Source organism: Peribacillus sp. YIM B13477 (assembly GCF_042787955.1).
Classification (GTDB): domain Bacteria; phylum Bacillota; class Bacilli; order Bacillales; family DSM-1321; genus Peribacillus; species Peribacillus frigoritolerans.
Genome location: NZ_JBHZPD010000018.1, coordinates 1 through 23,790 on the forward strand (window position 1 = coordinate 1; position 23,790 = coordinate 23,790).

Annotated in this window: 19 protein-coding genes and 4 pseudogenes; 8 read left to right on the forward strand and 15 right to left on the reverse strand. The window is 35.8% G+C overall.

The window, feature by feature from the left end; translation table 11 throughout:
* Window positions 1-600: 600 nt before the first annotated feature.
* Window positions 601-1,665, reverse strand: a complete 1,065-nt coding sequence (locus tag ACFX4H_RS25840; protein WP_377436486.1) for a sulfite oxidase — start codon at window positions 1,663-1,665, stop codon at window positions 601-603.
* A 1,019-nt stretch (window positions 1,666-2,684) separates the two neighbouring features.
* Between ACFX4H_RS25840 and ACFX4H_RS25845 the strand changes: the two genes are divergently transcribed.
* Both ACFX4H_RS25845 and ACFX4H_RS25850 read left to right on the forward strand, forming a co-directional pair.
* The gene (locus ACFX4H_RS25845) at window positions 2,685-2,987 is read left to right on the forward strand and encodes a hypothetical protein (RefSeq protein WP_377436487.1); all 303 of its coding nucleotides are present in this window, start codon (window positions 2,685-2,687) and stop codon (window positions 2,985-2,987) included.
* Window positions 2,988-3,363: 376 nt separating this feature from the next.
* On the forward strand, window positions 3,364-3,816 hold the full coding sequence (locus tag ACFX4H_RS25850; protein ID WP_249599098.1) for a hypothetical protein: 453 nt from the start codon (window positions 3,364-3,366) through the stop codon (window positions 3,814-3,816).
* Window positions 3,817-4,042: 226 nt separating this feature from the next.
* Here the strand turns inward: ACFX4H_RS25850 and ACFX4H_RS25855 are convergent, their stop codons facing one another.
* The 3 genes from ACFX4H_RS25855 to ACFX4H_RS25865 form a co-directional block, all read right to left on the reverse strand.
* Complete coding sequence (locus tag ACFX4H_RS25855) at window positions 4,043-4,357, reverse strand: MTH1187 family thiamine-binding protein (RefSeq protein ID WP_034313302.1); 315 nt, start codon at window positions 4,355-4,357, stop codon at window positions 4,043-4,045.
* Between the two features lie 346 nt (window positions 4,358-4,703).
* Entirely contained in the window at window positions 4,704-5,873 is a 1,170-nt protein-coding gene (locus tag ACFX4H_RS25860) for an MFS transporter (RefSeq protein ID WP_377436489.1), read from the reverse strand.
* A gap of 274 nt (window positions 5,874-6,147) precedes the next feature.
* Window positions 6,148-7,524 carry an aminotransferase-like domain-containing protein gene (locus tag ACFX4H_RS25865; protein ID WP_377436491.1) on the reverse strand — a complete coding sequence of 459 codons (1,377 nt, stop codon included), beginning with the start codon at window positions 7,522-7,524 and terminating at the stop codon, window positions 6,148-6,150.
* A gap of 160 nt (window positions 7,525-7,684) precedes the next feature.
* Between ACFX4H_RS25865 and ACFX4H_RS25870 the strand changes: the two genes are divergently transcribed.
* The gene (locus ACFX4H_RS25870; protein WP_377436492.1) at window positions 7,685-8,587 is read left to right on the forward strand and encodes a DMT family transporter; all 903 of its coding nucleotides are present in this window, start codon (window positions 7,685-7,687) and stop codon (window positions 8,585-8,587) included.
* Window positions 8,588-9,050: 463 nt separating this feature from the next.
* Here ACFX4H_RS25870 and ACFX4H_RS25875 read toward each other — a convergent pair whose 3' ends face one another.
* From ACFX4H_RS25875 to ACFX4H_RS25885, 3 genes and pseudogenes are all read right to left on the reverse strand, one after another.
* Entirely contained in the window at window positions 9,051-9,263 is a 213-nt protein-coding gene (locus ACFX4H_RS25875; protein ID WP_034313316.1) for a hypothetical protein, read from the reverse strand.
* Between the two features lie 273 nt (window positions 9,264-9,536).
* Window positions 9,537-9,866: pseudogene (locus tag ACFX4H_RS25880) on the reverse strand (GyrI-like domain-containing protein); the annotation flags it as partial.
* A gap of 51 nt (window positions 9,867-9,917) precedes the next feature.
* On the reverse strand, window positions 9,918-10,196 hold the full coding sequence (locus tag ACFX4H_RS25885) for a hypothetical protein (RefSeq protein ID WP_312009020.1): 279 nt from the start codon (window positions 10,194-10,196) through the stop codon (window positions 9,918-9,920).
* A gap of 494 nt (window positions 10,197-10,690) precedes the next feature.
* Here ACFX4H_RS25885 and ACFX4H_RS25890 point away from each other — a divergent pair, with 494 nt between their 5' ends.
* Window positions 10,691-11,782: a GerAB/ArcD/ProY family transporter gene (locus ACFX4H_RS25890; protein WP_241637894.1), complete on the forward strand. Its 1,092-nt coding sequence runs from the start codon at window positions 10,691-10,693 to the stop codon at window positions 11,780-11,782.
* A 352-nt stretch (window positions 11,783-12,134) separates the two neighbouring features.
* Here ACFX4H_RS25890 and ACFX4H_RS25895 read toward each other — a convergent pair.
* The 4 genes and pseudogenes from ACFX4H_RS25895 to ACFX4H_RS25910 form a co-directional block, all read right to left on the reverse strand.
* Window positions 12,135-12,433 (reverse strand): annotated as a pseudogene (locus tag ACFX4H_RS25895) (transposase); the annotation flags it as partial.
* Between the two features lie 8 nt (window positions 12,434-12,441).
* Window positions 12,442-12,624, reverse strand: a pseudogene (locus tag ACFX4H_RS25900) (type I methionyl aminopeptidase); the annotation flags it as partial.
* 770 nt (window positions 12,625-13,394) lie between these two features.
* Window positions 13,395-13,976 (reverse strand): TetR/AcrR family transcriptional regulator, encoded by a 582-nt coding sequence (locus ACFX4H_RS25905; protein WP_063591601.1) that lies wholly within the window; start codon window positions 13,974-13,976, stop codon window positions 13,395-13,397.
* A gap of 42 nt (window positions 13,977-14,018) precedes the next feature.
* Window positions 14,019-14,516 carry an ester cyclase gene (locus ACFX4H_RS25910; RefSeq protein WP_328138942.1) on the reverse strand — a complete coding sequence of 166 codons (498 nt, stop codon included), beginning with the start codon at window positions 14,514-14,516 and terminating at the stop codon, window positions 14,019-14,021.
* Window positions 14,517-14,746: 230 nt separating this feature from the next.
* On the opposite strand from ACFX4H_RS25910, the gene ACFX4H_RS25915 reads away from it, so the two are divergent.
* Window positions 14,747-15,997 carry an MFS transporter gene (locus tag ACFX4H_RS25915; protein ID WP_063592602.1) on the forward strand — a complete coding sequence of 417 codons (1,251 nt, stop codon included), beginning with the start codon at window positions 14,747-14,749 and terminating at the stop codon, window positions 15,995-15,997.
* A gap of 535 nt (window positions 15,998-16,532) precedes the next feature.
* Here the strand turns inward: ACFX4H_RS25915 and ACFX4H_RS25920 are convergent.
* Window positions 16,533-16,976, reverse strand: coding sequence for a MarR family winged helix-turn-helix transcriptional regulator (locus ACFX4H_RS25920; RefSeq protein WP_034313372.1), 444 nt, complete (start codon window positions 16,974-16,976; stop codon window positions 16,533-16,535).
* Between the two features lie 123 nt (window positions 16,977-17,099).
* Between ACFX4H_RS25920 and ACFX4H_RS25925 the strand changes: the two genes are divergently transcribed.
* From ACFX4H_RS25925 to ACFX4H_RS25935, 3 genes and pseudogenes are all read left to right on the forward strand, one after another.
* Window positions 17,100-17,969 (forward strand): SDR family NAD(P)-dependent oxidoreductase, encoded by an 870-nt coding sequence (locus ACFX4H_RS25925; protein WP_377436494.1) that lies wholly within the window; start codon window positions 17,100-17,102, stop codon window positions 17,967-17,969.
* An 837-nt stretch (window positions 17,970-18,806) separates the two neighbouring features.
* Window positions 18,807-19,058 (forward strand): transposase, encoded by a 252-nt coding sequence (locus ACFX4H_RS25930; RefSeq protein WP_377436495.1) that lies wholly within the window; start codon window positions 18,807-18,809, stop codon window positions 19,056-19,058.
* Window positions 19,059-19,411: 353 nt separating this feature from the next.
* Window positions 19,412-19,531, forward strand: a pseudogene (locus tag ACFX4H_RS25935) (hypothetical protein); the annotation flags it as partial.
* Window positions 19,532-19,723: 192 nt separating this feature from the next.
* Here ACFX4H_RS25935 and ACFX4H_RS25940 read toward each other — a convergent pair.
* From ACFX4H_RS25940 to ACFX4H_RS25950, 3 genes are all read right to left on the reverse strand, one after another.
* The gene (locus ACFX4H_RS25940; RefSeq protein WP_174878745.1) at window positions 19,724-19,861 is read right to left on the reverse strand and encodes a hypothetical protein; all 138 of its coding nucleotides are present in this window, start codon (window positions 19,859-19,861) and stop codon (window positions 19,724-19,726) included.
* Window positions 19,862-20,507: 646 nt separating this feature from the next.
* A complete protein-coding gene (locus tag ACFX4H_RS25945) occupies window positions 20,508-22,079 on the reverse strand; it encodes an L-lactate permease (protein WP_377436519.1) in 1,572 nt (523 codons plus the stop codon).
* A 447-nt stretch (window positions 22,080-22,526) separates the two neighbouring features.
* Entirely contained in the window at window positions 22,527-23,489 is a 963-nt protein-coding gene (locus ACFX4H_RS25950; RefSeq protein WP_377436497.1) for an L-lactate dehydrogenase, read from the reverse strand.
* Window positions 23,490-23,790: the final 301 nt, after the last annotated feature.

Sequence of the window (23,790 nt, forward strand, 5' to 3'; positions counted from 1 at the left end):
GCTTTTTTGATAGTGTGTGCTCACTTAAAATTTAACGTTGGCGCTTTGTTTTGTTCAGTTTTCAAAGAGCAATTTGTGGTAGGTTTTTTTCAACTAATTCATCTTAACACAACGTTGAATAGTTGTCAACTTCTACGAAGCATTTCTTTTTTTAAAATCGCTCATTAATTAGGCGACTCCATTATCATACTGCTATTTTTCTTTAGTGTCAACATTTAATCCGTAAAATAAGAATCTCTAATAACACTTTCCTTTTGAAACCATCTTGTTAATGAATACAAAAAAACACCGTACGCGTTTCATCTCAACTGGGACGCACTAAACTGAAGATTTTATCAAAACATGCCCTTATACTATTTAATTGGATTATTCTTTTATAAAAAAGATCGATCATTTTAATGTTAATTAATCAATTAAACCAGCTAATAGGATGTCAATATCTTTCTCTAAAATTTTCATTTCCCTTATGATATACTATTTTTGGCCATGACAAATACCCCTCCAAAACTCTTTTGGAAGGGTTTTTTCTCTATATCACAAAACCGTTATTTGGCTAAATCCAAAAGTTTTTTCAGCCGTTTTCATTTCCTAAAATTAAAGTCATTCTACCTTAACCTTAATTTTATCAATGGCATTATACCCATAACCTTTCTTATTCCAAAAAGGTAAATTAGGTTGAATTTGACCAAATGAATCTGTTGCTCTGGATTGAATCGTGTACTCACCTTTTTCTGATATACTCCATTCGAATGACCAACTAACCCATCCAAAACCAGCATTCTTACCAGGTAATATATCGGCGTTACTCCATGTATTGCCATCATCCATACTAATTTCCACCTTGGTAATAACTCCTTTTCCTGTCCATGCAATCCCTTTTATTAAATGCACACCTGTATTAATTTTTTCCATGTCCAGCGGTTTTTGGATAGTCGAATTGATATTTATTGCAGTGACCGGAAATGCATTTTGATCATTGTCTTTATTTGGATAATACATATAATCAATAGTTTGAAAAGGTCCATTGAAAGTAGTATTAATAACACTTATCTGCTTTATCCACTTAACAGATGCCATTGCATACCACTGCGGAACGATTAATCTCAATGGATAACCATGTTTAAAAGGGATTGGCTGGTTATTATACTCATATGCAATGATTGTATCCTCATGCAGTGCCTTCTCGATGGGCAAACTCCTCGTGTAGGTGTAAACCTCATCCAGATCGGTCCTAAGGCCATAATCATATCCCTCCACGACAACTTCTTTTGCCCCATCTCCTATGCCAGATATTTCAAGTAATGTCCGTAATGGTACACCTTTCCACTTCCCTTGACTAATGGCCCCCTTTTCCCATTGTTCTCCAAATGTTTTAGGTTCGAAGAGATTACGCTTGTCTCCCGAGCATTCAAGGACAACTTCAACCGTTTTGGATGGATATTGAAGAATGTCTTGCATGGACAGCAATAATGGAGCTGATACTACTCCATTTATAGGAAGCCAATAGTTTGAATAAGAAAGTGTCGGATAAGTAAAGTGGTTCCTTCTAAAAAATAGTTGGTTTTCCACACTATCATTATTGATGAATTGAATGGGTGTCTCCTGATTTTCCGGCAGCAAACTACGAGTAGTTAAATAGGGTTTCACTTTTTGAGGTTTTGTCATGATTCCCTCCTAATTAATATGAATCATTATTGATGTATACGTTCATTACTGCCCATTTCATCCTACACACCATCTGTTTAAATCCAGTTTGACTAATCTCATCGCCGATCCCATTGATTCATATTTGAATGGCTATTTGCTGTGCATTTTCTTGTAATAAGTAAGGTTAGGGATCATTTAATTTCCAGTCCTTAGGATATTAATCCAATTGCACTTTTTAGTACTTTCGGTGCTTTTTTAATTCCTTCCGTTCCAACAAAACTGCTCGCACTCGCTATTAATATGCTTGAAGAAATGAATTTGACCACATAAAAAATTCCTGATCCAATAATTAGATCCAGGATTAAAAACCTTTTAATTGTTGAACCTTTTATTATATAAATAACGATTTTGTCGTTTTTCTTCATACTCAGAATGGTCACACCCTTATCTTTTTCTAAATGTTATGTCAAAGAGGGGTTGTCATATTCTTCTGCATCTTGTCTTTACTATTTAATAAGAACTGCTTTCTGTTAGCGTTGGGTATAAAAGCATATTTATTTTGCTGCAATTTGGTGACGACTCCACATCAAAAGGTCGATATGAATGTCTTCATTCCACCAATCGAAAATCCTTTACGAACTGAATGGGTTCTCCAGATGTGACCCTCTTCTTCTCATTTGTTCGAAATTGTGTTTTATTGACAATTAAGTCCTTTCGTTATATTCCTTAATACAAGAAACGCTCACAAAAGGTCTCTGGGTTGCTGATCGTTCTATGATTTTTGAAGGAAAAAGCTTTAGCAACCTAATTCAAGTACAAAGTAGAATTCTCACTATGGACTAAAACAAAATGAACAAAAATTACTCTACCCAAGTTAATAAAGAAGAGCTATAGTATAAATTTGATGTATCCCGCGGATAACGGACACATAAAAAAGTGCCCCTTATCCGGATTTTTATTCACTAGATGTAATTGGATAAGGGATTATAGTGGACCCTCCCCTATAATTATTGCGGAATCTACATAAGGAGACAACCATGTATATTTGGAATATTAACAAACTTGTCAAGGCGTTACAGGCAGGAACTATAACTGGCAAACAAAAGAAAAGATATCGGATAACTTTTTGGGTACTAGTTGCTCTTACAGTGTTTTCACTGCCAGGAGTTTATAACCCTTCATCTATTAATGGATATGATGTTATTGATCTAATTTTTTTTTTTATTATCAATATGATTGCAATCTACCTTTTAGTCGGTATTTATAAAAAGAGAACGAGGAAAGAATTAGATTTCTTCTTACCCTTTTTTGGCTTACTGATTCCACTTTTTTTTACGTAACAGCTTATGGACTGTACTTTTAACTATCATTGGTTCAATTTACATTGTCTTATTTGCTCCTTATCATTCACTTGAGGAAACTAATATTATCGATGTGAGTATTAATGCCATAGTCGAATTTGTCATGAATATTATGTTTGTCCATTACTTTAAGAAGATATATAACTAGTAAGCACCTTTTTTGGTGCTTTTTTTAATTTGACTTCACACTTTCACTTCTTCCTGACATTCATTCCTTATAGGTATCAAGTTTCATTACTATTAATTAAACAAACGAGAATCAAAAATGAAAAAAATTTGCTTCTTATCAGTTTCTTAGTACTAATCTCTTTTTCTCCTAATAAACTTAATAAACTAACTATTTAGGAGGGGTGCAATGTTTAATCAAAAACTGGATAATATTAGGCCGCTTATTTGTAAAATAAATGACGTCACTTACCAAAAGTACCATCTATATAAGAAATCATATGAGCGGGAAGTTTTCATCATAAAAGGTTACGGTGAAGACCGCGGTATTACCAATAAAAGTATTGCATTATTCGAAGCAGTCAAGGATCATTTTGATCGTTTTAAAATTGCTAAAATTACTAAAGAAATTAATAAAGATAATATTTTGCTCGATAGCGATCTCATCCTTATAGACAAAAAAGGAAATGAGCTACACCTTTCTGGTTGTAGTTGCGGGTATGCTGGCACTGGTTCACAGGGGACAGTTGAAATTTTGAATAAGGCTGGATTCGAGATAGATAGAAGGTTTGTGTTTTGTTCAAAAGGATTCACTCTTTTTCATCCAAATGAAGAAAAAGAACTTTATGGCGAACGTTTATAAATTATCCAGATAACGGTCTATATCTATCATTACCTAATCTCCTCAGCAAGATATAAAATGGAAATGAATGAAATAAAAAATAAAAAAGCCTTGGGAACTGATAAATCAGTATACCAAGGCTTTAAAGCTATTAATACATTGACATTAATTAAAAATCATTAACGAAATTCAGGACATATCCCCGAAAACATCATTTTCTACATTTCACAGTTAATTACAAAACCTGTTATTCCTCAAGCATGCCCTTCACTCGCTCTACTTTGTCTTCCATCCTGCGTTCTTTATCACGACGGTCATCTATTCGGATATTCGTACAAACTCTAGCAAGACCTTTTTCAAAAGGTACTTCGTGCATCGCTTGGATCACTTCAAACAATTTAGGCAGGTCGCCTTCAATGATTGTATTCATGGGTGTCAATTGAAAACGAATTTCCCCCTTCTCTTCATATCGCTTTAATACTCTTTGAATATCCGCCACATAGCTGCTAACACTTGGAGTTTGTGTACCGACAGGAATAACCGTTACATCAACTATTGCCATTCTTATTCACCAATCCTTTATATGTATTTCAATCAAGAAGCATCCATCCTATAGAAGACGGATGTTTTTTTACTATTATAACTCAAACTTCGCACCTGGGAAATTTGAGAAGAGCTTTGAAGTTTGCGATTCGTGAATCAAAGCACTTCTACTGGCAAGTAAAATACTGTAGAATCGGTCAATTAAAAAAGGAAGCGTTGATTTTTTTAACTTTTCCTGATTATTAGGTCATTTAGCTGCTTCTTTTATACATCCCTTACGAGTAGAACTGGATGTATTCCAGTTCTACTCATTTTGGTATTCCAGCTAACAAATCCATCTCTATTAAAATAGAGGTGGATTTGTTTTAAATCGATTTATTATGCCTTGTCTTTTCATTTATATAATCCTTATAGACTAACACAGCAACAACAATAAAACTTAGACTAACAATCCTGTAGATCATCCCTAAACTAATCGATTCTGCTAAAATACCTAATACAAACGCGCTAACTCCAACACCAACGTCAAAACTGGAAAAAAAGGTTGCGTTGGCTGCTCCTCTTTTTTCTTCACTTACCTTTTGAACAGTCCATGTTTGTAAACATGGCATAACCGTGCCATAACCTGCCCCAAATAAAATCGCCGCAACGATAAGTTGAGATTCATTTGTCGTATATGACAAGATAACAAGTGAAAAGAATCCTAACACAGCCGCCATAATGATAATAGACCAAGGTCCTTTTTTGTCATACCATTTTCCGGTAAAAGGACGTAGTAAAGTTGAGACAGTTGCATTGATAAGGAAGAATAAAAAAATATGATCTACTTCCCTTTGCTTCCCAAAAAGAACCAAAAATGTGATGATAGCCCCAAAACCTAGTGTTGTAATAACCGTAAGTAACGCTTGGAACCAAACGTCTTTTTCAAAAACCATATCCAAAAAGCGAAATGGCTTCTTCTCACGCTTTACAATAGTAGGTGAATAGACAAATTGAAGCGCAAGTACTGCCAATAAGCTCAATACTGCTGATGACCATATCAATATATCGAAGGAAAAAGAGTCATAGATAAGGATACCTATACTCGGTGCAACGATAGCCCCGACCGTTGTGGATATAGAAAAATACCCTATTCCTTCTCCTAAGCGTGTCTTGGGAATAAAATCCACTACCATTGTACTGTTAGCTGTGGTTGATCCCCCCCATGCTGCACCATGGAAAAGCCGTAACAATAGAAGAAGCCATATCATATTAAGAAACGGATATAGAATTGTAATGACCATTAAAGCTGCACTTGCACAAATGGCCAGGCTTTTCCTCTGGTTATCCATTAAATAGTAACCTACAAAAGGCCTGATTAAAACAGCACCTACCGTAAATAATGATGTTACTAGACCAACTTGAATGGAAGATGCATTCATGCTTAACAAATAGGCAGGCAAAATAGGAAGCATCATTTCAAACCCAATAAAAACTAAAAAGTTGCTTATAAATAAAAAAAGAAATGATTTATTAAAGATTCTTTGATTTTTCATATGATTATTCCTCGCTTCTAAATTATTTTTCTAAGTTAGAAGCGTTTGGAACACCGAAACATTTTTCAATTGCCTAAGGTTTTTAGTCAATTGACTCACCCTCTCTAAACCCCTTAAAAAATTTATCAAACAATCATAACAGAACCTACCCTTATAAACAAGCAGCTCTATTTTAAATAACTTTATAGGATGGAATTAAGTGAGGAAAATCATTTATGGAATATATAAATAGCTTGTGATTATTTAGGTTGTGACGGGAAAAACCCGGCACTTTCTAAATGAGTAAAAAGTTATTCGGAGCAATATGCTTTTTTCTACTGTCAATTAAAGCAATACAGTGAGCCAATCGCTCTACCCCTAGTTTAATTTGACTCTCGTTCACTTGAGAGATGCATAAACGAACGAGATTCTCCTTTTTATATTCTGCTAAAAACATTCTGGAGGCATCATCAACATATATATGCTGCTCGTTTAGCATATGAACCACCTGTTTTGCTTTCACATTCTCGGGCAAACTGATGGAAAGATAGAATCCGGAATTCGGTTTAGAAAAAGAAGTGTTAGCCGGCAGTAATAATTCACATGCTTCTTGAAGGATTTGCATTTTAGTTCGGTATACCTCTTTTACTTTTTTGAGATGACTATTAAACATTCCGCTTTTTAAATAGATTTCTAGCGCACCTTGAGAAAGTGCTGAACTATTAAAATCCGAACTGAATTTATAACGTAAAAAGTTGTTCATCATTAATGCAGGAAGAACGACAGTCCCAATCCTTAGCCCTGGTAGAAAAATTTTCGAAAGGCTTTTAATATAAATCACTCTCCCGGAAGGATCAAAAGAAAATAAAGGATCTGATTTTGGATTTGGATCAAGGTCTCCTAAAATATCATCCTCCACTATGTATACATCGTATTTTTCAGCTAACTCAACTATTTTTTTCTTTTCGCCATTCGTGTAACTATGTCCAAGTGGATTGTGAAATCTCGGGATAATATAGAAAAACTTTATATCATTATTTCGAAAAATGTATTCCAGTCGATCAAGATCTATTCCTTCCATTGATAATTCGATTCCAAAAGTAGTGGCTTGATGCAGATTGATGGACTCGATGAATCCAAAATAAGTAGGATGTTCAATTAGAATATTGTTTTTCCCATTTGGAAATGGCATAGAAACTAATAAATGGAGGGCTTGCTGCGAGCCAGAGACAACGACTAATCTTTCTGGTTTAGTGAAGACCTGTAAATTCTCCAAATATTTCACCAACTGTACTCGCAGTGAGTAAAGCCCTTGTTGATCAGAGTATGTAAAAAGCTCTTCTTTGTAATGATCAATTGCTTGATTCATACAATGTTGAAATTCAACATAAGGCATAACATTTTTATCTGGACCGGCAGACAAAAAATCAATCACCTCATTCTCTTCCTTCGCTTTTTGATATTCATTCACAACATAGTAGCCGCTTTTAGGAACAGAATAAATTAAATGCTCTTTTTCAAGTTCTACATATGCTTTAATTACCGTATTTTTGCTACATGAAAAATACTCAGATAATTGACGAACAGAGGGAAGTTTACTGCCTGCAATTAGCGAACCATCTTCTAGGCGAAGCTTAATATCTTCCATTATCTTTATATATTTTGAGTTCATATATTGATCCCCCTCCAACTGTACCAGGACAGATAGGTAAAAAAACGGTTTATTTTTATTGAATGTACTCATAGTATGTTAATTATATCAGAACTGTTTTTAAGATAAGTAAAAAATGGTACAGATGTGGTACAAAGTATAAAGATTGGGGTTGGAAAAGATGCTGGGGGAAACAAGAGAAAAATTCGGATTATTTTTGGGATTGGTGGGTGTCATTTGTTTTAGCTTAACGCTCCCCGCTACAAGTATTGCTGTAGAGTATTTTGGGACTACGGTCGTCGGTTTAGGAAGAACGGTTGTAGCCGCTATTTTAGTAGGGGTGGTATTGATCGTTCGAAAGGAAAAACTGCCTTCTCCAAGTCAATTAAAAAGTCTACTTATTGTTGCTGTTGGTGCAGTTTTAGGATTTCCTCTCCTCACTTCTTGGGCAATGGAATCATTGCCTGTTTCTCATGGAGCTGTGGAAGTAGCACTGTTACCGTTAGCAACAGCTGGATTTGCTATGTTTAGGGCAGGTGAAATCCCTTCAATCAAATTCTGGGTTTCAAGTATAATCGGCTCTTTAGCTGTCATTATGTATGCACTTCATCTTGGGTTCGGCCAATTGCAATTAGCCGATTTAGCTTTATTGGCAGCAGTGATCATATTGGGACTTAGTTACGCAGAAGGGGGGAAATTAGCGAAAGAATTAGGCAGCTGGCAAGTGATTGCTTGGGCCATTATGATTGGTGCTCCATTTTTCATTATTCCAGTTGGGCTGAACCTTTCAACTGAAATGCTCCATGCCCCTATCCAAGCTTGGGTTAGCTTAATTTATCTCGCAGTGGTTAGTCAATTTCTAGCATATGTTGCTTGGTATAGCGGAATGGCTATGGGCGGAATAGCAAGGGTTAGTCAGATTCAATACTTACAACCATTTTTGATGATTGTATTTGCAACAGTATTTCTAGATGAATCCATCACATCTTTCACCCTTGTAACAGCAATGATTGTTGTCTTTTCTGTCATATTAGGCAAAAATGCTCCCGTAACAAAAAAAGTAGCTGTATCAGGGAAAAGCTAACTGCATTTAGAACAACCGAATTCCAATAGATGAAAGAGACCGACAGTCATGAATATGGATTCAAAATAAAAATCAACAAAATAAAAGGGAAAGCTAAGTTAAGTCAAAATCATACATTGTAAAGACAAAAGTTAATCGTTGATCAACTGAAACGAATTTCGAATACGGATGAGCAACAGATTTCATTATTAATGAAATCAAATCTAAAAAAATAACATGAATGCTACTGCACTTACAGGAGTGTTGATCAAATAAGGATTAACGCTCTTTCTTTTTTCACATTAAGCTTAAATCTCGTATTGTAAAATCCTTATATGTAAAAGCTTTCATATTCATTAGATCTTCCAGATTCCACGACTTAGTTTCACTGGCTTCTTAACCGTTTTCTTTTCTTATCATGGTTCATGGTTCATCGTTCTCACCGCCATAAAAAAGCACCCAAATTATTGGATGCCTCCTCCTTTTATTCATCAATTTTGACTTCTTTCAGTAGATCATTTCTATACGAAATTGCATCTCGTTCAAAAACTTTTTTAAACCTGTTTTCGTACTCTTCACGGGTTATTAGACCTTTTTCTTCCAGTAATTCCACTATAGCTCTAACCCTTACTCTACTCGACACTAATTCGTTTGTCATATTGGACAATAAAATACTGATTTTCTCATCATCATTCATTTTCTCATCCCCTTTGTTTAACTAATTTGACAAAAGGGACCAATTCCCTGCAAAAAAAAGCACCCAAAATAATAGATGCTAATGTTTTTAAATAAGTAAAATAAGAGTGGTGTTTGTTCCTCTTTTACACCCTCATATAAACTATGAGCCATACCATAACACCATATTGGATAATTTTATTGCGTCGTATGGTAATAATGCACCTTTTACTCTATGTAAACTCCTTCAAACTACATGAAATAATGAATGCATGTTAACAGCTAAGAGTTCATGCTATTCTATCGGCTTAACCTTATATCTCAAAACTGTTTTTAATTTTGAAGGTTCAACTTGCCTAAAATCTGAAAGATATATTTCTCTATTTTGTAATGACGTTTTTTCCAGATTATTATCTTTTATGAATTCATTCATTACTTTAAAACTTTGAGGTTCATCATCATATGGACCAACATGAAGCATTTGGACAAATAACCCATCTTGAAATGTACCGAACCTTACATCATTTAGAAATGGATGTGGTTTCTTTTCTTCTACATGTTCAAATGCTCTGTCCACTATTTCCTTTGTTGCAAAATCTGGTTGTCTAATCATGATCGTATATAATAATTCATCTTTATTTAAAGTATCTAGTTTCTTACCCTCTTCCGTTAAATCTCAAATCCCTTCTAATGGATATACGGTGTATTCAAAATATCCAGCTGGAGTGTATCCTTGCCTAGGCATCATCCTGACCGCATAAGCCAATGAATAAAGAACACCTATCTTTTCAGCGAATTCGTGCTCATTTGGATTTCCTTTTCCCTTTATCAAAAAAAATTTCTGTTCTGGTATTGATACAAGTTCAGGTTTTTGTTTTGGGATATATAAATTCTTCTCTCGTTTTCTCCATTCGTATTTCATTAGTTTTTGTTCCCTTCTATATATTTTTTCCATTCATCTAGAAATTAACAAATAGTTTGTCATCTTATTATCAAAGGACAATGGTTCCTCTAAACGTTCATCCACAACCTTTTTATTACCCGTGCGGAAAAGAACATCATTACGATAAATCTGCCCTTTGTCCTAAAGGTCTTTAAGATTCACTATTGGTTGATATTTCTTTTTATCACTCATCTATTATCCCCCCGCTGTTGTTCCGGGATAAGACTTTCCAACTATCTTTCGGAAAAGGGCATCCCGATTCTCTATTTCCCTTCTTTGTCCGCTTACGCTTGAACACATTCCTTATTGTAAGCCAGACCCTTGCCGTCCACATGTGTCTGTTCCTTGTCTAATGCCTCATGAAAATCGTTTCGATTAAATGTTAGCTCTCAACTTAAGGATCCATACAAAAATTCCATCCACAATTTAATCGATCTTTTTGAATAGATTTCACTTATAAAAGCCAGATTATTAAAATATATGAGTGATACAAATGAGGGGCCTACATGAATCAAGCTGGTGTTAATGAAAAATATAAGGTATCGCCATTTTATGTGTTTTTTTTAGTGCATTCCATGCAAACTGGATTAGGCGTATTGAGTTTTCAAAGAGATTTGGCTAAAGCGACGGGAACCGATGGCTGGTTATCCATACTCCTAGCTGGATTGATTGTTCATATATTAATTTGGCTAATCTATAAGATATTTAGTTTTGTTCCTGGCGATATAATCTCAACTAATAATCATGCATTCGGTAAATGGATTGGTAATTTCTTCAGTCTTTTATTTATTCTTTACTTTTTTGTCCTTGGAATGACGATCATAATCGGTTATATAAATGTCATTCATGTTTGGATGTTTGAAGAGGTACCTTCTTGGGCATTTGCTTTGGTTTTCCTTATCTTGATTTATTATATAAATACAGGGGGATTCCGAACCATTACGGGTATTGCCTTCTTAACTGTAATCGTTTCATACTGGCTTTTATTTGTACCTTTTTATGGTTTTAAATACTCTGATTTCACCGGTTTTCTTCCTATTTTCCATCATAATTTATTCGAAATATTGAAAGGAACTAAAAGTTTTTCATTATCCATGCTTGGATTTGAAATGATACTGATGTATTATCCGTTCATCAAAAATGCTGAAAGATCGCAAAAGTATGCTCACGGAGGAGTTGTGCTCACTACGTTATTGAGCTTATTACTTTATTTTGTATCGATAGTCTTTTATTCACAGAAACATTTGACCCTTACTCTATACCCAACACTAACATTGACCAGTATTATTGAGTTGCCCTTTATTCAACGGTTCGAATACATAACTGTTTCTTGGTGGACCATCATTATCATACCCAATATGGTCATTCCTTTGTGGGCTGCCAGCAGGGGGGTCAAGCGCTTATTCAATGTCCAGCAAAAGTATCCCTTATGGGGAATGTCCATAATCATACTACTTGTGAATATACTCTTTTATGATATCGATTCCTTATATATATTAAATAAAATAATCAATCCCTACATCGTATACTTCATTGTTATATATTTGCCTCTTCTTTTTGTTTTCATAAGCATAAAAAAATCGCGGAACCGGTTATGAAAAAGTTTGAAATTCCTAGTGATACTGTATTCTGCTGTTCTTATAACGAGCCCACTATCACGAATTGTCCCAATCAGATAAATATCAATTCCTTCACCAAATAAGTTCGGCTAAAAACAAAAGGAAGATCACTTATTGTGGTCTTCCTTTTGTTTTCCTAGCCGAACTAAACCAAAATTTCTTTTCCATATACTATTTTTGGGCCAAGCCAAATAATCCCCCAAAAACCTTTTGGAAGGATTTTTCTCAGTATCACAAAACCGGTTATTAAATCCAGGAACAGCAATTATTAATACAGGCACGATTCTTTTGCAGGTTTTCCTTCTGATAACTTCTTATGCTGCATAGTACGGGCTTGATACTTAGATTGACGTAGTCTGCTCGAACCTCTTTTTGTAATACGATTAATGGTGCCGTAAACTTACCCGATGAGTGAACACTTGGATCCACTCCAGCGAAGGCAACCAGTTTTTTCGGATGATTAAACCGATCGATTTCACCAATTTTAGAGATAATCCTGGCTGCGATTTTTTCTCCTATACCGGGAATCGATTAGATGATCTTATGTTCTTCCATTTCATTTGACAGGGCCACTATTCGATCTTCCAAATCATGAAAAAGCAACTCAATATACATACGAAGATTGATTACGAATAACCCGCCACTTCATCATTTAGACTGTTGCAAGTAAAGCCAGAAAAATCATATTCACGTTTTGGAGCTGAAACTGCACCCGCTTTTTCTAAACGTTCCCCGACTATATCATCAAGTTCTTTGGTCGTTATGCCCGGAATTGTTCTTTGTACCAATTCATCTCTAATTGAGGCAATAATTTTTTCCATTATTTATTTGGTACAATATCCCTCAGCTGAATTTTTCTTCGATCAAGAAAAAGACCACAAAAAGGATCTGAAACATATGACTATACTATTAATTGGATTTAACTTCCAATTTTTGGAGTTAACCCCCCCGATAGTTGCATAACAAAAAGCTGCCTTAAAGATAGCTCTGATTTTTAGCTAACGCACCTGTTAGCCTTCCATGAATCGCAAAAATCGGCGATTCACAAAGAATGAAAAGGATTAGGAAGTATCAATACTGATACTGACCTTAATCCAGTCAACCATAATCCATAGACTAATTAATTAACGCTCTTCTCTTTTTTTAAACGATTGAGCAGGGTCTTCTTTAGTATTATCATTTTTCATTTTTAAAGAAACTTATTTTGATGGTAGTTCATTAAGAAAAGCAATTCTTATTAAAGAATCGCGCCCTTTAATTGAAGAATACTTTACTAATACTAGTTAGTATTGCTGTTAACTAATTGCAAAAATATCAGGTGAAAACTCAATGGTATCGTTGCTTTAAATAAAGTTTCATCAAATTGATACTCATAACCTTGATAAACGAAGAAAAAGCGTGTTTTGAAAAAAGATTGATCAAAATACGCTTTTAATATAATAATGAATCATTCTTTTATTAAAAAAACTTGCCGGAACTGGTTAATAAAAATTAGCATTACAGCTGCAATCGATTTTATAGATTGGGTTTTATACCCCCCCCTATATTCACAGAGACTGGCATGATTGATAAAACTGGAATTTTGATAAATTTATTTTAATAATGATAATATCATCGCTACAGAATTTTCTACAAATGAACGCTCTGGACGAGATTTCATCAACACGGTAAGTCCGATTAATGAAACGACTAGTGTCTGTGCTAAAACTTTAGCATTAAGGCTGCTTTCGAGCTCACCTGAGCGAATACCTCGGACAATCGTTTCTTGAAATATGATTGAAAGATACATCTGATGCTCCCTTGTAAGGATTTCAAATTTTTCATCGTGAGGGGCTAGTTCCACCATTGTATTAATGCAAAAACATCCCTTGTTCGGACTTTCTTTATATTCCTCTTCCACCAAATCTTCAAAAAATGTTTGAAATGCTTCCTTTACAGATAGATTGTTTTGAAGTTTTTTTCGAATATGGGAAGCATGTAGCTTTGTATATTTGCGTAATGCAGCCTCAAACAATTTCTCTTTGTCTCCAAAAGCTGAGTATAAGCTTGGTCGTTGTATCCCCATTTTGGCAGTCAAATCGCTTAGCGATGTAGCCTTGTACCCCTTCTCCCAAAAAAGCAACATAGCATCATCCAACGCTTTTTCCTCATCAAATTCACGTTGTCGAACCATAATAAATCCCTCGTTTCAAAATAAAATTTCTTCACTAGATAATTAATCTTGTTCTTGATTCTTTTTTATTTGCTCAATGATTCCGAATCTGTCCACTTGAATCCAGTATTCCACTATTTTTCGATCCTCTAATCGGTATACGGCACTACCTATTTCAATAACCTCTTTATTTGTAGGCAGATAACCCTCATACTCTCCAATATGCATTCCTGTCTGCTTCCATCTGACATGAACTTTTTGATTTTGAGAAATTAATTCTTGAATTTCAATTTTAAATTTCCCCCATGAATCTATCATTTCTCTTATATGATCAGCATAATTCTCAGGTGACCTTTTAATTGTCACCATGCTTTCTGAATTCACTTGATGTGCTCTTACCTCCTTCGCCATAAAAACCTTAGCTTGTTCAGGATTGCAACCTGATCTGACAACTTCAAAGAAGCTTTTTATAATCTGTTCGTTTGACTGTAGGAATTTTGGAGATGGTAAATCGCCCCCAGATAATTCAGTTAATTCGTTATTCCCCGGTATTTGATTCATGGATAATTAATCCCCCTTTTAATTACCAATCGGTATATTATGATTTTATTTAATTAAAGTCCTATTGTCAAATTGTGATGATTCTTTCAAGGACAGCATTCAAATAACTGCTAACTTACTTGACATCAAAACGTTTTGTTGGTTATCCTTAAAAGGAATTATTTTATACCAATCGGTACATTATACTACTGAGTACAAAAAGGGGGATGTGAGTAATGGTAAAGGTTAAGATGAAGGTTAAAGAAAAAACATCAATTGAAGATCATGATACGAAAACGGTTCAGTTACAAATAGTATCCGGATCAACCATGACTCGCTATATGGCACTATTGTTTGCAACAGCCTGTGGGATGGCTGTCGCCAACATATACTATGCACAACCGTTGCTAGACTCTCTGGCGACCGAGTTCGGTATCGCCCATTCATCCATCGGCATTGTCATTACCATTACTCAGCTTTGTTACGCGCTAGGACTGCTACTGCTAGTACCGCTCGGGGATCTACTGAATCGACGTCGGCTAATCATCGGTCAGATGCTTTTATCCGTGTTGTCTCTGATTGTGGTTGGCATCGCCCCCATCATCACAGTGCTGTTCACGGGGTTAGCTGCGGTCGGACTGCTTGCTGTGGTGACTCAGGTGCTCGTAGCGTTCGCATCGACTTTGGCTGCCCCAGCCGAGCGTGGCCGTATAGTCGGCTTGGTGCAAAGTGGAGTCGTGATCGGCATTCTGCTCGCACGAACATTCGCTGGTGTACTAACCGATCTCGCCGGTTGGCGTTCGGTCTATCTAGTTTCTGCCGCCATGATGCTCATCATGACTGGCGTGTTGTTCCGAGTACTCCCGCGTGATGAAAGCGCAAGAGAGTCACTATCCTATCCGCAGCTGCTTCGTTCGGTGCTCACTTTGTTCATGCAAGAACGAATCCTACGCATCCGCGGGGTACTGGCTCTGCTGATTTTTACCGCGTTTAGTACATTGTGGACTTCGTTGGTGCTTCCTCTCAGTGCTCCACCATACTCTCTTTCACATACCGCTATTGGAGCGTTTGGTCTTGCTGGAGTTGCCGGAGCATTAGCTGCTGCTCGTGCTGGGGGTCTGGCTGACCGGGGTTTAGGGCAGCGAACAACCTGCATAGCCCTAGTTTTATTGCTAGCATCATGGTTCCTAATCAGTTTTACCGAACACTCACTGATCGCATTAGTTATTGGCGTTATCTTTCTTGACCTCGCTGTGCAAGCCGTACATGTCACCAATCAGAGTATGATTTTCACAGTGCGTCCTGAGGCGAGAAGCCGACTTACTGCTGCTTACATGATTTTTTATTCCATCGGCAGTGCCATGGGTTCAATTGTTTCAACCAATATATACGCAAACTACGGATGGATCGGAGTATGTCTATTTGGTGCCTCTGTCAGCGCTTTGGCCCTTTTGTATTGGGTAATAACCTACCGTCTAACGGAGCAGATTAGAGAGAAATAATACCGATTTTTATGTTGGTTTGAAATTTTTCAAGTCCTAAAATCATACAAAGTTACAAAAAGGGGTGATACATATTAGCCATGTTTAATATGTATCACCCCTTTTACTTCTTGTTCAACAAACGCACGCTTATATACAGATTTTTTTCAAAACAGTGCAGCTTTATTTCAAATATACACTTATTCGATTAAATGGCCCATTTATTGAACAAAGATCAAACAGTACTCTTAAACTAAATTGCCCCGGTAATTCCATAAAGAAAAAGCTGCCTTAAAACAGCTCTGATCTTCAGCTAACCCAGCTATTAGCTTAACAATTATTCTTTATCTTGGTGCATCAAATTCAAATCTGGATTGAGCTGCAATTGTAATACAATTTTTTCACTGCAAAAATCTAAATTTAGTCTCTCTAAACTCTTTTGGACTTTCAACGTAGGAATAGTGGATACTATCTAACACACTAACACACGTGCTTTTCAGATTTAGTCATATGTTCAATAGTAGACTCTTATTTCCAAATAGAATTATCAACTGTGTTATATCGTTAGATTTTTTAGCATTTCAATATATGCCTTCAATTCTGAATCCGTTAATCCTGAAATACGTTCGAAAAAAATAGATTCTTTTTCTTTTAAAGCTTTTATTGTTTTGTCATGACCAAGCTCGGTTAAAGATAACATTACCCCTCGTCGATCTTTAGGGTGGGGTTCACTCTTTACATATCCCAGACCTTTTAATTGCCCTATAAGTCTACTGATAGAGCTACGGTCCATTGCTGTTGATTCAGCTAAAGTCGATGCGTTAGTAGGACCATGTGAAAATAACCAGCGAACAATCAAAAAGGCTGCTGGCTGCAAAGTTGTATCAAATGTAGCTGCAGTTCTGACATTAAGTGCATGTGCCTCACTAATCAACGAATTGAGCTGTTCACCAAGAGCTAACTCCAGTTCTTCTCTCAAATCAGAATTATTAATATCCATAGTTCTCCCTTCTCAGCGCAACTAAATGTATTTGACATATATCAAATACTTGAATATGATTGATATATGTCAAATATATTTAATTGTTAATACTATGTCAAGTTTATAGAAGGAGAATGTATAATGCCCGAGTATCCAATAATTGTAATGACCGGTGCTACCAGTGGTATTGGTCAGATTGCTGCAATTGAAATCGCAAAACGTGGTGCACATTTAGTGCTGACTGCTCGTAACAAAGAACGGGCTAAAGCAACAGAGAAATTAATTAGAGAAGCTTCACCAAATACGGAGGTTGATTTCTATTTTGGTGATTTATCGTTAATGCATGATGTTCGCCGTATAGGACTTGAGATAAAACAAAACTATTCAAAAATTGATGTACTCATCCACAATGCTGGGCTTCATGGGTTCGAGCAACGAGTTACCTCTGAAGGATTTGCCGAGATGATTGCGGTAAACTATCTAACGCCTTGGCTACTAACAAATCTGTTAAAGGACTCTTTGGTAAAAGCAAAAAATGCAAAAATTATTAATGTCGCTTCGGAAGCCTCACGAAATCATGGGGAACTAAAATTACCATATGATTTGACGGACACATCTCCATTTACATTGAGGGGTTCATCTAAAATTTATGGAAAAACAAAGCTTCTAAATATCATGTTTACTGGTGAGTTAGTGCGTCAGTTTTCAGGAACTTTGGTAAATGCCAACGCTCTAAATCCTGGTTTCAATAATACTGGCCTGGGAAGAGAACTTCGTATATCTTCTGTATTGGGAAAAGTCTTAGAATTCCTTAATATCGGAGATCCAAAAAGAGGGGCTGACATCATTGTTCGTTTAGCACTTGATTCCGAATATGAGAGAGTGACAGGAGGATACTTTAATGTTGGAACTGGAAATAAAATTGATCCGATATATCCAGGAAAAGATGTTTCTATGCAGCAAAGTTTGTGGAATGATACCAAAGAATTATTGTTAGAGTATATAAAATGATTTTCTATTCTTCAATGAAGTTACATTTTCCTAAACGGAAATGTATATGGGAATTGATTAATGCGATTCCAATTTAGACAAATAGTCTTTTATTATACAAATAGTGCTGAAACTTTAGTAAATTCAAGTTCAATTTCACTTCCCGTATTTCTCATTTCCAAACTTTTATTACGTTTGTTATTGAACTAACCTCCCTCAATAAACTAAACACAATCTCACGATAGCTCTAGAATTCTTAGGATTTCATAGTCATATCATTAACAGTTATTTCTGTTAGCTCGGCATCACTCCTCAAGGGTGGGATTTATCGAAAAAAGTGTATGCTAAACTAGCCAATTATAGGAAAAAATCAGTTTAAGCAATGTTATGATCGCACTATAGGATATCAATGTTTCATGGAGGTCAACCCTCCCATGTCTCACATAATCGATGCTCCTACATTCCTTCGTTCAACCTTTCAATAAGGGGTTGCCTAAGCAACCCCTTATTCAAGTAAATCCTCTTTAGTTGGATAAGATAAGCTACGACAATGAAAGCTACAATCTTCAAAAATAAACCACTTAATTGGAAACCGTCTATTGATAGCAAAATAAATTATTATTTTAATCGGTGATTTTTAACTTTTATGTTAATGATTTGTATTATGTAAACTAGAACAAAAAGGGCAATCTAATGACTACCCATCTGCATATATTTTAAACTTGTACGTTCGCTTTTTCGTATAGCTTCGCACAGGCATATCCTATCGACTCCCGGTAGGATTCATACCAAAATGCGAAGTAATCAATTGCTCGTTTATACAGACGTTGGAAGCCAATTCCCAACTGCCGCACATTTATGTTCATCGGCAGCCTTGGTGCTGGGCACAATGAGAGCGCGGGTAAAAGGAAATCTAGTAGATCTAAAAAGGGAAATAAGTATTTAAGATCTACATTAACAGAAGCAGCTCAATCAGTAAGAGGGTCAAAAAACTATCTTGGTGCACTGTATAACGAAAAGGAAATAAAAGGCAGCAATTGTAGTTGCCCATGCGATGTTGCGAATCGCATATTACCTTCTAAACCCGAAAAGGAATGTATGTTGACTTAGGCGAAGATTACTTTGATAAACAAAGACAAGAATCAATTGTACGCCATTCGGTTCGAAGACTAGAAAACTTAGGTTATAATGTGACAATTACCGATGCATCCTAATCCAATTTCCTTATCCATAAACACCTTGACCAGGCGCTCTCCTCTTTTTTAAAAAATGAATGAGCTGCATCTACTTAATTATTGCCATTTTTCGGATCTCACAGAAGTTAATTTTCATGGTAGTTCACTATTTCATTTGCATTAAGCTTGTCCACAAAAATCCTTCTCCGAAAAATTCACTTGGTTGAGTAATCTTTTTCATTATTCTGAAACTAATGTATCAAAGTCCTTTGCGAATACTTCTTTAAGTCTGCTACATACGGCAGTCTTGGTGGCATCATTGTGTTAATGATCTGGTTTTATTTATCTGGGTTCATCAGATTATATTGCAGAGGTGAAAAAGTGGATAATTTCAGGGGTGTTAATTAGTTAAAGTCTCCGTTTAAAGACTTTAGTGAATAATTAAAAAAGCCAGATTTCTCTAGATAATATAGAGATATATCAGGCTTTTAATAATGAAAATATCTTAATGTTGTAAATCTGCTTTTTCATAAATGTACCCTTGAATTAGCTACTGAAGGAATTGGTTTAAACGCATTTATCCCGGTGATTGCTTTTATCTTAATACTCTATTTCATCGTAATCTTTAGGCTGATGGACCGGCTGCCCGTTTTCGCTTTTAGAAATATCATTAATTGTTTGCAGCTCCTCTTGTCTTTCTTCAGTATTCTTTTCATTTTGCTTTACTTGCTTTTTCATGGTGATTCCCCCCTTCCAATGGTTCTAAAAATTAATATGCACTATCAAAGGTTTCAGCATGCATCTAAGAAAAATGCAGCCAGGTCTAACTGCAAAATGATTGAATAATTTTTCCATCCTCATATTCCTTTTCACACTAGCAAGGCTTGATTTGTCAGTGAATCTCTCCGTCCGGATTTTGGGCCATTTCTCCCATAAACCATGTAAAAGGAGTAAGCAAGAAGAATGAATGATGTTAACGATGGTGAATAATAACCGATACTTCAATGAGTAGAAGGATAATGCTCCTGCAAATCCAGTTCATCCAAGAGGGATGAAAATCAGTGAACCCAGGCAGCATGCAGCCATAAAAAAATCCGAAGATACAGCGGCTAACTGCGACACTTTTTCCTTCATGATTTAAACTTCTCCATGCTGCAACAATCATGCGTTGTTGTTTCTTTTTTTGTTTCTGGATAAAGTTCAAAACTATGATGAATTTAGGTTGGAATCATTTATGATACGGTTCACCGTAAACGATTGTATTTCAATTTATTTTCAAATAAGTGAGTAGTAAGATTAATTTTTAAAAGCAACTTTTTCTTTGAAAAAGGAATCAGAGTGGTTCTCTGATTCCTTTTTACTAGTTAGTTATATAAAAGTATTACTAATAAAATAGCGATAATATAAATGTCCAAATGCACACAAAAGCTACTAACCCAAAGCTATATTTTAATGTCATTTTCGTTAAATCAGATTCTTTTCCTGTTTCACCAACGGCTGCAGCTGCTATTGCGATTGACTGTGGAGAAACAAGCTTTGCCATAACACCCCCGGCAGTGTTAGCAGAAACTAATAATGATGAGTTTGTGCCTATGATATTACCTGCAGTAGCTTGTATAGGCGCAAATAACGTATTGTTATTTACTACAGACCCAGTCATAAACACTCCAATCCATCCTAATAGTGGTGATAATAATGGGAAGATATTTCCTGTTGTAGCAACTGCTTCACCTAAAGAAATTGTTAATCCACCATATGTCATTAACTTAGCTATACCAATAATTGCACAGATCATAATGATTGGAATCGAAAATTCTGAAACAGTTTTTTTTAGGAGAGACAGACCTTCACTGAAATTGATTGCTTTCGTCGTTACAATCGTCGTTAAAGCAGCTAATAATATCGCTGTTCCTGTTGCACCGATTAAATCAATGCCAATATTGATCGAAGATCCCGGTACTATAAATTTCAGTACAGCCGATTCAAGAATTCCTCCTTGAGAAAACAAACCTTTAAATGCAGGAAAGCTCCAAAACAATACAAATATTGTTAATAAATAAAATGGAGACCATGCCTTTACAACATCACCCATCGAATGATTTTCAAATTCATATTCTTTGCCGTTGAGTAAAAATATATGTTTAGGCTGCCACTTATTAAGAAATAATGCCAACAAACCCATAGTTAATAGTGAAGGAATAATGTCAGCTAACTCTGGTCCTACAAATATTGTAATGATCGCTTGGGCCACTGTATAAGTAATAGATGTCACCAGAATAGCCGGCAATACTTCTCTAATCCCTTTAAATCCATCCTTTAACCATATTAATAAAAACGGAATGGTAAAGTTAATGATCGGCAGTGTTAAGGCAGTCATCATTGACACATTCATGGAGGTCACATTTTCCAGCCCAAATGTACCGATGATTCCAACAGGTATGCCAATTGCACCGAATGCTCCTGAAGCACCATTTGCTACTAGACAGAGCATGGCTGCCTGTAAAGGTTTGAATCCCAGTGAAACTAATAGAACGGCACAGATTGCAATCGGTACACCAAAACCTGCTGCCCCTTCAAGAAAGGCATTAAAGCAAAACCCAATAAGTAAGAGCTGAAGACGTTGGTCTTGTGAAATACCCGCAATACTTCCGCGTAAAACATCAAATTTCCCGGATTTAACAGAGATTTTATATAACCAGACGGCCATCACAATGATATAACCAATCGGCCATATCCCTTGTATCGTACCTTGTACAACACTCCCGATTGCTTCACCCAAAGGTAGCTTAAAGAGGAAAAGTACAATTAGAAGGGTTACAAATAAATTTAGAAGCGCTGCATAAATACCTCTCATTTTAAAGATCGTCAAACATAAGAGAAACAAAAGGATCGGTATAGCTGCAACTAACGCTGAAATAGCAAGATTATTAAATGGATCGATAGTTTCTACTAACATAATAACAGCTCCCTTACGTAAGAATTTCTTACTTAAGAATTTCTTACTTAAGAAATTAAAATACTCCCAAAATAGAGATTGAATACCTTTAAGTGTTTTAACAGAATGTGCAAACTTTTCTTTTTCGCTCTCATTTAGTGAAAGCTCCACAATATTTTTTGCACCTGTACGATTAATTACAGTTGGAGCATCAACATGAACATTACTTTGACGATATTGGCCTTCTAACAACGATCCAACTAGTAAGCAGCTGGAATAAAAATGCCGATACACCTATGCTAATGATTAGTGTAAGAAGGGCTGTGATAATGCCCTTCATTTTAATTACAGTCAGACCCAATAGAAAGGAATGTGACAGGAAAAGCAGCAACCAAGGCTGATAAGTACGTGTTATTCAATGGATTATAATCTTGAATCCACATGATGCTTCCTTCTTTCTATTTAATGTTATAATTTTAATTCTTCAAAATGAGGCGCCAAAATGTCTTTTAAGACATAAGCACTGTGTTGGAATTTCTGTTGTTCTTCTTCATTGAGTTCTAATTCGACAATTTCTCGGATTCCACTACGATTAATGATTGCTGGAACACCCATGTACACATGCTTCTCACCATACTGGCCATCCAGATGAGCAGAGACAGTTAACACGCTATTTTCATTGTGGAGAATGGCTTTTGTAATTCGCACAAGTCCCATAGCGATGCCATAGTAAGTAGCACCTTTTCCTTCAATGATTTTGTAGGCTGCATCACGTACATTAATAAAAATCTCATCTAAGTCTTCTTTTTTATAGTGATCTTGGCGTTCAATCATTTTCAAAACGGGAATACCACCCACGTCTGCAGAACTATAAACAGGTAGCTCGCTGTCACCGTGTTCTCCGATGATATACGCATGCACATTTTTCGGTGCGACTTTAAAGTAATCACCTAGTAGGAAACGGAAACGAGCTGTATCAAGAATGGTACCAGACCCAATGACTCGTTCTTTAGGTAACCCACTATAATGCGATGTTGCGTATGTTAAGATGTCAACGGGATTGGTTGCGACAAGAAAGATGCCATCAAATCCACTAGCCATGACATTCTCGACTATTGTTTTAAAAATCTTCAGATTTTTATCCACAAGGTCAAGGCGTGTTTCTCCTGGTCTTTGGTTCGCTCCTGCACAAATTACAACTAAATCCACATCTGCACAATCTTCATACCCTCCAAAGCGAATATTTGTTGGATTTGGAGCGAAAACTTTCCCATGATTTAAATCCATCACATCACCAATTGCTTTTTCTTTATTTAAATCAATCATAATCAACTCATCTACAATTCCTTGGTTCATAAGAGCAAAGGCGTAGCTTGAGCCTACAAACCCTGTTCCAATTAATGCGACACGGCTTACTTTTTCTTTTGTCATAAGTTTTTCATCCTTTCATCTCATTAAGTTTTTAAAAGGAAAATATTGTTTGTGAAACATTTCACAATTAATGATACATCACTTTTTTCCAATTTACAATCCATTTTCAAAAAAAATTGTTTTTACAAAGGCTACTAAACTTCATAAATTTTTCTGTAAAGCTACTCAGTTTCTATCTTTAACGCTCTCCCTTTTTCTTAAAACGATTGAGCGGGGTCTAGTTATTGTCATTTTTCCATTCTTAAAAAACTTATTTTCATGGTAGTTGAATAAAGAAAAAGCTGCCTTAAAGGCAGCTCCA

What these genes read in the sequence shown, in the direction of transcription:
- ACFX4H_RS25885 (WP_312009020.1), bottom strand. Translation starts at nt 10,196, where the DNA reads ATGGAAAAAATATATAGAAGGGAACAAAAACTAATGAAATACGAATGG.
- ACFX4H_RS25945 (WP_377436519.1), bottom strand. Translation starts at nt 22,079, where the DNA reads ATGTTAGTAGAAACTATCGATCCATTTAATAATCTTGCTATTTCAGCG.
- ACFX4H_RS25930 (WP_377436495.1), top strand. Translation starts at nt 18,807, where the DNA reads ATGTTCATCGGCAGCCTTGGTGCTGGGCACAATGAGAGCGCGGGTAAA.
- ACFX4H_RS25860 (WP_377436489.1), bottom strand. Translation starts at nt 5,873, where the DNA reads ATGAAAAATCAAAGAATCTTTAATAAATCATTTCTTTTTTTATTTATA.
- ACFX4H_RS25875 (WP_034313316.1), bottom strand. Translation starts at nt 9,263, where the DNA reads ATGAATGATGATGAGAAAATCAGTATTTTATTGTCCAATATGACAAAC.
- ACFX4H_RS25910 (WP_328138942.1), bottom strand. Translation starts at nt 14,516, where the DNA reads ATGAATCAAATACCGGGGAATAACGAATTAACTGAATTATCTGGGGGC.
- ACFX4H_RS25840 (WP_377436486.1), bottom strand. Translation starts at nt 1,665, where the DNA reads ATGACAAAACCTCAAAAAGTGAAACCCTATTTAACTACTCGTAGTTTG.
- ACFX4H_RS25850 (WP_249599098.1), top strand. Translation starts at nt 3,364, where the DNA reads ATGTTTAATCAAAAACTGGATAATATTAGGCCGCTTATTTGTAAAATA.
- ACFX4H_RS25950 (WP_377436497.1), bottom strand. Translation starts at nt 23,489, where the DNA reads ATGACAAAAGAAAAAGTAAGCCGTGTCGCATTAATTGGAACAGGGTTT.
- ACFX4H_RS25890 (WP_241637894.1), top strand. Translation starts at nt 10,691, where the DNA reads ATGAATCAAGCTGGTGTTAATGAAAAATATAAGGTATCGCCATTTTAT.
- ACFX4H_RS25940 (WP_174878745.1), bottom strand. Translation starts at nt 19,861, where the DNA reads ATGAAAAAGCAAGTAAAGCAAAATGAAAAGAATACTGAAGAAAGACAA.
- ACFX4H_RS25855 (WP_034313302.1), bottom strand. Translation starts at nt 4,357, where the DNA reads ATGGCAATAGTTGATGTAACGGTTATTCCTGTCGGTACACAAACTCCA.
- ACFX4H_RS25865 (WP_377436491.1), bottom strand. Translation starts at nt 7,524, where the DNA reads ATGAACTCAAAATATATAAAGATAATGGAAGATATTAAGCTTCGCCTA.
- ACFX4H_RS25870 (WP_377436492.1), top strand. Translation starts at nt 7,685, where the DNA reads ATGCTGGGGGAAACAAGAGAAAAATTCGGATTATTTTTGGGATTGGTG.
- ACFX4H_RS25915 (WP_063592602.1), top strand. Translation starts at nt 14,747, where the DNA reads ATGAAGGTTAAAGAAAAAACATCAATTGAAGATCATGATACGAAAACG.
- ACFX4H_RS25905 (WP_063591601.1), bottom strand. Translation starts at nt 13,976, where the DNA reads ATGGTTCGACAACGTGAATTTGATGAGGAAAAAGCGTTGGATGATGCT.
- ACFX4H_RS25845 (WP_377436487.1), top strand. Translation starts at nt 2,685, where the DNA reads ATGTATATTTGGAATATTAACAAACTTGTCAAGGCGTTACAGGCAGGA.
- ACFX4H_RS25920 (WP_034313372.1), bottom strand. Translation starts at nt 16,976, where the DNA reads ATGGATATTAATAATTCTGATTTGAGAGAAGAACTGGAGTTAGCTCTT.
- ACFX4H_RS25925 (WP_377436494.1), top strand. Translation starts at nt 17,100, where the DNA reads ATGCCCGAGTATCCAATAATTGTAATGACCGGTGCTACCAGTGGTATT.